General features: G+C 65.7%; 8 protein-coding genes and 1 tRNA gene. 6 read left to right on the top strand and 3 right to left on the bottom strand.

Features of this window, described 5'->3' with window-relative positions; all coding sequences use genetic code 11:
• The first annotated feature begins 709 nt into the window (after nt 1-709).
• Nucleotides 710-1,468, top strand: a complete 759-nt coding sequence (locus C486_RS12490) for an SDR family NAD(P)-dependent oxidoreductase (RefSeq protein ID WP_049910508.1) — start codon at nt 710-712, stop codon at nt 1,466-1,468.
• Nucleotides 1,469-1,493: 25 nt separating this feature from the next.
• On the opposite strand, the gene C486_RS12485 is transcribed toward C486_RS12490, so the two are convergent.
• Nucleotides 1,494-2,465 carry a succinylglutamate desuccinylase/aspartoacylase family protein gene (locus tag C486_RS12485; RefSeq protein WP_008456658.1) on the bottom strand — a complete coding sequence of 324 codons (972 nt, stop codon included), beginning with the start codon at nt 2,463-2,465 and terminating at the stop codon, nt 1,494-1,496.
• 228 nt (nt 2,466-2,693) lie between these two features.
• Between C486_RS12485 and C486_RS12480 the strand changes: the two genes are divergently transcribed.
• The 5 genes from C486_RS12480 to C486_RS12460 all read left to right on the top strand — a co-directional run bounded on the left by C486_RS12480 (nt 2,694) and on the right by C486_RS12460 (nt 5,516).
• Nucleotides 2,694-3,212, top strand: a complete 519-nt coding sequence (locus C486_RS12480; protein ID WP_008456656.1) for a peptidylprolyl isomerase — start codon at nt 2,694-2,696, stop codon at nt 3,210-3,212.
• Nucleotides 3,213-3,429: 217 nt separating this feature from the next.
• Complete coding sequence (locus tag C486_RS12475) at nt 3,430-3,951, top strand: peptidylprolyl isomerase (RefSeq protein WP_049910506.1); 522 nt, start codon at nt 3,430-3,432, stop codon at nt 3,949-3,951.
• Nucleotides 3,952-3,994: 43 nt separating this feature from the next.
• A complete protein-coding gene (locus C486_RS12470) occupies nt 3,995-4,945 on the top strand; it encodes an oxidoreductase (RefSeq protein WP_008456651.1) in 951 nt (316 codons plus the stop codon).
• 70 nt (nt 4,946-5,015) lie between these two features.
• The gene (locus tag C486_RS12465; protein WP_008456649.1) at nt 5,016-5,354 is read left to right on the top strand and encodes a ferredoxin; all 339 of its coding nucleotides are present in this window, start codon (nt 5,016-5,018) and stop codon (nt 5,352-5,354) included.
• Between the two features lie 78 nt (nt 5,355-5,432).
• A tRNA-Leu gene (locus C486_RS12460) sits at nt 5,433-5,516 on the top strand.
• 231 nt (nt 5,517-5,747) lie between these two features.
• Here the strand turns inward: C486_RS12460 and C486_RS12455 are convergent.
• Both C486_RS12455 and C486_RS12450 read right to left on the bottom strand, forming a co-directional pair.
• A complete protein-coding gene (locus C486_RS12455) occupies nt 5,748-6,176 on the bottom strand; it encodes a hypothetical protein (RefSeq protein WP_008456647.1) in 429 nt (142 codons plus the stop codon).
• A 179-nt stretch (nt 6,177-6,355) separates the two neighbouring features.
• A complete protein-coding gene (locus C486_RS12450; RefSeq protein ID WP_008456645.1) occupies nt 6,356-7,012 on the bottom strand; it encodes a DUF5806 family protein in 657 nt (218 codons plus the stop codon).
• Between the last annotated feature and the right edge of the window lie 66 nt (nt 7,013-7,078).

Raw genomic sequence — 7,078 nt, 5'->3', positions numbered from 1 at the left:
GTGACACTCGCTCGACGGCGACGACGATCGAAGTGGATCCGCTGTTCTCGTAGCCGTTCGACGACAGTGACCCCATCGCGTGTCACTCGAGACATCCTGGGTCTCCCATCGATCCGCCCGATGGGGTACTCAGTGCGTCATCGGCCACCGGATTACAGAGATAGGTCTGTCATATCAATCTCGATTGCGACGCCGGGCAACTCCCCCTCGAGCACCCGACTCCCGTTCGATTGAGACAGTACAGAAAACTCAACTAGACGATAGTATCACTATCACATTCATCTATAAATAGTGAAACAGCTGTAGAGGGATTGAACTCGGCGAGCAATCAGCACTCCGTTCCGGTGGTATACGATGGGACAGATCGTCTCGGACTGTCTCCGTCCCTCGTGCGTCTCCGAAGGGGAGTCGCTCGAGATTGGCTCGAACGGCGTCTCGATCGCCGAAGCGATGGTCCGTCGCTATCGATCGTCTGCTCTCTGGATTTCACGACGGTCGATCTATGTCAGAGTTATTATTAAAAATAAGAGAGGTCAGTGATCGTAAATACTAGGTAAATCCATTGTCCCGGCGATGCACCGCTCGGCCGCGGGCCCTTCGCGAACGTCTGTTTCCACTGTTTGAACACAGTGTCGGTTTCGGAAACAACGTCGAGAATAGATCGGGAATGATGAACGAATTTATGTGTCGTCCGCTCGATACGGATCCTATGCGACTCGAAAACAAGACAGTAGTTATCACGGGTGCTGCGTCGGGTATCGGACAGGCGACGGCCGAGCGCTGCGCCGCGGAGGGCGCACGCGTCATCGTCACTGATGTCGATACCGAGGGCGGGGAAGCGGTCGTTCGGGCGATCGAGGACGCCGGTGGGGAGGCCGCGTTCCACGAACTCGATGTCACCGACAGCGATCAGTTCCACGCGGTCGTCGACGCGGTCGCCGACGACGACGGCCTCGACGTGCTGATCAACAACGCCGGGACCGGCCATCCGGCCGGGAGCCTCGAGGACGTCGACGCCGATATGCGCGACTTCGTTATGAATGTCAACGTCAACGGCGTCTGGAACGGCTGTCACGCGGCGCTTCCCCATCTGAAATCGCAGGGCCACGGTGCCATCGTCAACGTCGGTTCGCTGGCGAGTATCCTCGGACTCCCCAAGCAGGCCGCCTACTCGATGAGCAAGGGCGCGGTCCTGAACATGACGAAGGCGGTCGCCGCCGAGGCCGGCCCGTACGGCGTCCGCGCGAACACGGTCTGTCCCGGGTTCACCGAGACCGCCCTGCTCGACCGGTACCTCGAGGAGCAGGCGGACCCCGAAACGGCTCGCGAGCAACTGATCGAGCAGTACCCGCTCAAGCGCCTCGCCGAACCCGAAGAGGTCGCGGACGCGATCCTGTTTCTGGCCAGCGACGAGTCCTCGTTCGTCAACGGCCACGGACTGGTCGTCGACGGCGGTTTCTCGGCCTGAACCGCGCCGCCACACCGCTGTCGTCTCACTCCCCGTGGACCAGCGCCACGCTCGCGAGTTGGTCGCCAGCGGTCACGGTCGCCTCGCGAGTGAGCGCGTAGAGTATCCCGTCTCGGTCGGTACGCGCCTCGTGGAGCGGGTCGTAGCGCGTCGGATGATAGACCGTCCCCAAGAGCGTTCCGTCGGCGATCGACTCGCCCACCTCGAGCGCCGGGTTCGGGCGGAAGAGCCCGGAGTCGTCGGCGGTGACCTGGCCGCAGTGGTTTCGGGCGACGACCTGCTCGCGTTCGGGGACATCGCCGGGCAGCAGCCCGAGATACCGACAGACATCGCGGAGGCCGTCGACGCCCGCCTCGATGACATCCTCGAGGAGTTGTTTGTTGTGGGCGAGTTCGGGAGTGATCGACGGGCAGTTCTCTTCGGCGGCGGCGACGCGGAGTTTGCCCGCGAAGCCGCAGTGGTGCCACTCGTCGGAGGCATCCTCGGCGGCCCGTTCGGACAACAGGAGATCGGTCCCGAACGCTTCGGCGAGTCGGCGGGAGCGCTCGTCACCCTCCCGGTAGACGACGTGGGGAAGCATGTCGGGGCTTCCGGTGTGGAGGTCGACGAGCGCGTCGGCCGCCGCGACGTACTCCCAGAGACGGGCGGCCATGCGCTGGGTGATGCTCCCATCGCTGTTGCCCGGCCAGATCCGGTTCATGTTGGGATTGACGCTGTCGAACTGCTCCGGCATCGTGTACGAGACGCGATCGAACGTCAGCGGGTTCGCGACGGGAACGGCGATCACGGTTCCGGACAGCGACTCGAGGGACAGCCGCTCGTGGAACCGCCGCAACACCTCCGTGCCGTTGATCTCGCGGCCGTGCTGGGCGGCCTGGACGTACAGCGTCGGTCCCGACTCATCGCCGCGGTAGGTGTGGACCGTCGTCGTCAGTTCGACGCCCGACGGCAACCGGGCAAGCGGTATCCGCTCGGCCGTGTGCGTGCCTCCGGTCATAGCCCGTCGTTCCACGGCCGGCGATATGTACCTGCGGCCGCCCGGTGCCGAGTCGGGGAAGTTCGATGATCGTCACGGGACGCCGGGGCGAGGCCACCAGCTGTCCCCGCACAGCCGTCTCACAGCGACACTCGGGGAGAGACGGGAGCGGTCCGTGTCGTCGGTCGGCACCCGAGTCGGTCAGCCGAGACCACTAGCGTTTTCACTCGTCCCGTCGTCCCGGAACCTATGGGAGACGTTACTGCTACGCTGCACACCAGCAAAGGCGACATCGATGTGGAACTCTACGACGAGCGCGCACCGCGGACCGTCGACAACTTCGTCGGGCTCGCGACCGGCGGGAAGACCTGGACTGACCCCGAAACGGGCGAGGAAGTCGAGGGCGAGCCGCTGTACGACGACGTGGCCTTCCACCGCGTCATCGAGGACTTCATGATCCAGGGCGGCGACCCGACCGAGACCGGTCGCGGCGGCCCCGGCTACGAGTTCGATGACGAGTTCCACGACGACCTGCGCCACGACGACGAGGGCATCTTGAGCATGGCCAACTCCGGGCCCGACACCAACGGCTCGCAGTTCTTCATCACGCTCGGTCCGCAGCCACACCTCGACGGCCGCCACTCGGTCTTCGGCAAAGTCACCGACGGGATGGACGTCGTCCACGAGATCGGCTCCGTCGATACCGACGCCAACGACCAGCCAAGAGAGGACGTCGTCCTCGAGTCCGTCTCCGTCGATTACGAGTAAGCGCTGCCCCGGTCCGCCGCCGTCGGCAGTCGGTCGCGAGTAACTCCGATATCCTTACTTCGATGCCGGTCCCACGACTGGTATCATTCACTATCGACGAACGCTGCTGGCCGGAACTGCCTCGAGTCTCGCCGTGGCCCTCGCCGGCTGTGCGAGCGGCGGCTCGGACGACGCGACGGAAGCCCCCGAGGGAACCGGTTCGGCGGCGGCTATCGCGGTGACGGCGGGGACGACGGCGACGCTACACACGAGCGAGGGCGATATCGATGTCGAACTCCACGGGGACCGCGCGCCCCGAACCGTCAAGAACTTCGTCGGGCTCGCGGCCGGCGGAAAGACCTGGACCGATCCAGAAACGGGCGCGGAGATCGAGGACGAACCGCTGTACGACGAACTCCGGTTTCACCGTGTCATCGAGGACTTCATGATTCAGACCGGCGATCCGACCGGGACCGGTCGCGGCGGCCCCGGCTACGAGTTCGACGACGAGTTTCACCCCGACCTCCGTCACGATGAGGCGGGCGTACTGAGCATGGCCAACTCCGGGCCCGACACCAACGGCTCGCAGTTCTTCATCACGCTCGCTCCGCAACCACACCTCGACGGCCGCCACTCGGTCTTCGGCAAAGTCACCGACGGGATGGACGTCGTCCGCGAAATCGGCAGCGTCGACACCGGCGACACCGATCGGCCGACGGAGCCCGTCGTCCTCGAGTCGGTCGCCGTCGACACCGAGTAACTCGCCTGGTAGCCATTTAGGGACGGCAGTACTAGCGTGTGGTATGAGTTGGACAGCCGCCGACGTGCCCGATCAGCGCGGACGAACGGTCGTCGTCACGGGCGCGAACAGTGGCCTTGGCCTCGAGACGACCCGCGAACTCGCGCGCAACGGTGCGACGGTATTCATGGCCGTCCGAAGCACCGAGCGCGGCCAAGACGCGGCGCGGGAGGTTCGCGAAGACGTTCCCGATGCCGACCTCCGAGTCGAGGAGTGTGACCTGGCGAGTCTCGAGTCGGTCCGGTCTTTCGCGGACCGACTCGCGGGCGAGACGATCGACGTCCTGATCAACAACGCGGGGGTCATGGCGATCCCGCGATCGGAGACCGAGGACGGGTTCGAGACCCAGTTCGGCGTCAACCACCTCGGCCACTTCGCGCTGACCGGCCTGTTGCTCGAGTCCCTGGCGACCGACGAGGGCGACCCGGCACGGGTCGTCACCGTCTCGAGCGGCGTCCACGAGCGCGGCGAGATCGATTTCGACGACCTCCAGAGCACGGCCGCGTACGACAAGTGGGCGGCCTACGCCCAGTCGAAACTGGCGAACGTGCTGTTCACGTACGAACTCGAGCGGCGGTTCCTCACCGCAGGGATGCACGCCGACAGCATGGCCGTGCATCCGGGGTACGCGAATACACGGCTGCAGTTTCGCGGCCCCGAACGAAGCGGCAGTCGGGTTCGACAGGCGGCGATGCGGGTTCTGAACACGGTGGTCGCGCAGTCGGCCGCGATGGGTGCGCTGCCGACGCTGTACGCCGCGACCGCGCCAGAAGCCGAGGGCGGCGCGTACTACGGCCCCGGCGGGCTGCTGAACATGCGCGGCGCGCCCGAGCGGCAGGCCTCCTCGGATCGCTCCTACGACGAGGAGGCGGCCCGCCGACTGTGGACGGTCTCGGAAGCGCTGACTGGCGTCAGCTACGACCTGCCGGAACCGAAGGGCGACGGCTCGGCGTAAGACCGCTCTCGGTCACTCCAGCGTCGTCCCAACCGTAACGTGAAAGACGACGCGGCCGAACGAGTACATAATGAGCAACGACGGCATTCAACGCGCCAGCGACATCGGCTCGGCTGATGCGCCGCCGGTCGAGGAAAAACCCTACAAGATCGTCTTCGAGGCGAACAAGTGCTTCGGCGCGGGCAAATGTGCCGAAGTCAGTGACAACTGGGAGATGTCCATCGCCTCGGGCATGGCCCAACCGAACGAGTACTTCATTGACGAGGACGATCTCGAGCACAACGTCCGCGCCGCGGAGATCTGTCCGGCGAAGAAAGACGACGGCTGCATCCACGTCGTCGATCGCCGGACCGACGAGGAGATCGCGCCCGATCCACACGGTGACGGCACGCTGAGCGTCGACTGGTAGGCACTCGCGGCCGGCGGCGGCGAGCGCACACCGAAACGCACATCCCCACCCCACGACAACCCTCGAGTGTACGTCTGTGCGAGGGTAGCCAAGCAGGCCAACGGCGGTGGGCTTAAGACCCGCTCCCGTAGGGGTCCTTGGGTTCAAATCCCAACCCTCGCATGTCGACACTAACGACCCGTGAGCGGTGACTGCGTGCTTGGAGATGGACGAACGCGGTCGTACCACCGACCGACGCGGGGCGCTCGTCGTTCGGAGTCGTGGCGGTTGCGATCGCTGCTCCGGTGGGGGTCGCAACCGCCGACGAGGGACGATTCCGGGAGTCGCTCGAGGTGGGCCTCGACAACCGGGACGCACGGGCGAACGGAGTCGAGTGCGTCCGTCGTCGCGTCCTCAGGAGAGCCGTTGTGGAAGTAACACCGCGAGCGGAAGGTAGATCGCCATCGCGATGATGGCCGTCGCGAGCACGCCGAGGAGGAGGTTCTCGGAGACGAACCGCCACGCGATCAGCAGGATGCCAGCCGGCGGGAGCGCGAGGCCGGCGGCCGTCCGGTGGAACTGCCGCAGCCGATCGTCGACGGCCGTCGGCGCGGTCGTCGGCTCGCTTCGCTCGTCGTCAGCCAGGAACGCGGGAAACGAGAGGAACAGCCCGAGTCCGACGATAAGACCGACGGCCGCGCCGAACGCCACGTCGCCGAACAACTGCTGTCCGAGGTACGCGAACACCGGGACGTCGAACGCCCCGGCGGCGAGCCCGATCAGATCGGGCGACAGCCGCCCGTCCTCGGTCGCCGCCGAGCGTTCGCTGCGTGATCCGCTCATGTGTCGACCGACTCACCGCAGCCACATGAGAGTACTGTCGGCCGGCGCGGTCTCGCGTGAGCTACTCGAGGGTCGCCGCTCGAGCGAGGTCGCTCGGCGGCGGGTGTGGCGCTCTCGAAACGACAGAACATCGTCCACGTCCGGCCGGTGACGATTGCGCGAACAGCGCACGAATCGGTTCAGTCGCTACTTTCCTCGGCGCTCTCGGCGAGGTCCGCCGCACGAAGCTCCTCGCTGGCCTCGCGGACCTCGCGCATGACACTCGAGATGCGTTCCTCGGCCTCGAGTTCGTCCTCGACGGCGAGGTCGACACCCTCGACCTCGAGCAGGAACTTGGCGACTTCGGTGGCCTCGTACATCACGTCGTCGAGTTCCTCGGCGGTGAAGAAGTCACACATCGCGCCGTAGAGGAAGGTCGCGCCGGCAGTGCGAACCTTGTCCTCGAACGACGAGCGGGCCTGATTGACCGCCTGCGGCGAGTAGGTGTCGGTCATAAACGGGACCAGATCGGGCAGGTTCTCGCCGATCTTGGTCATCTCGACGCCGGTCTCGGTCCGGAAGTCCGAACAGAGACGGGCGATGGCCCACTCGCGAGCGGTGATGTAGGTCCGATCCCGAAGGAACTCGTTGACGCGGTCGTACTGCGCGCCGTCTATCTTCTTGAAGCGGGCGTACTTCCGGACGTCGTCGGGAACGTCGCGCTCCTGCGGGTCGGGGTCCGGAACGCCCGGCATCGACGCGTCGCCGTCGCTCGAGTCATCGGCCGTTCCGGTCGGGCCATCGGATCGCTCCGGGGCGTCGACATCGGACCGGTCGACCGTCTCGTTGCCGTCCATGGCGTGGCATTACGAAACGGCGGGCAAAAGGATTCCCCTCCCCCGCGAGAGAGGGCGAGGGCGGGG

The sequence above is a fragment of the Natrinema gari JCM 14663 genome, from assembly GCF_000337175.1.
In the GTDB taxonomy this organism is placed as follows: domain Archaea; phylum Halobacteriota; class Halobacteria; order Halobacteriales; family Natrialbaceae; genus Natrinema; species Natrinema gari.
Note: the sequence above shows the minus strand (reverse complement) of the source record. Positions and strands in the feature narration are given on the sequence as shown.

What these genes read in the sequence shown, in the direction of transcription:
- C486_RS12490 (WP_049910508.1), top strand. Translation starts at nt 710, where the DNA reads ATGCGACTCGAAAACAAGACAGTAGTTATCACGGGTGCTGCGTCGGGT.
- C486_RS12485 (WP_008456658.1), bottom strand. Translation starts at nt 2,465, where the DNA reads ATGACCGGAGGCACGCACACGGCCGAGCGGATACCGCTTGCCCGGTTG.
- C486_RS12480 (WP_008456656.1), top strand. Translation starts at nt 2,694, where the DNA reads ATGGGAGACGTTACTGCTACGCTGCACACCAGCAAAGGCGACATCGAT.
- C486_RS12470 (WP_008456651.1), top strand. Translation starts at nt 3,995, where the DNA reads ATGAGTTGGACAGCCGCCGACGTGCCCGATCAGCGCGGACGAACGGTC.
- C486_RS12465 (WP_008456649.1), top strand. Translation starts at nt 5,016, where the DNA reads ATGAGCAACGACGGCATTCAACGCGCCAGCGACATCGGCTCGGCTGAT.
- C486_RS12455 (WP_008456647.1), bottom strand. Translation starts at nt 6,176, where the DNA reads ATGAGCGGATCACGCAGCGAACGCTCGGCGGCGACCGAGGACGGGCGG.
- C486_RS12450 (WP_008456645.1), bottom strand. Translation starts at nt 7,012, where the DNA reads ATGGACGGCAACGAGACGGTCGACCGGTCCGATGTCGACGCCCCGGAG.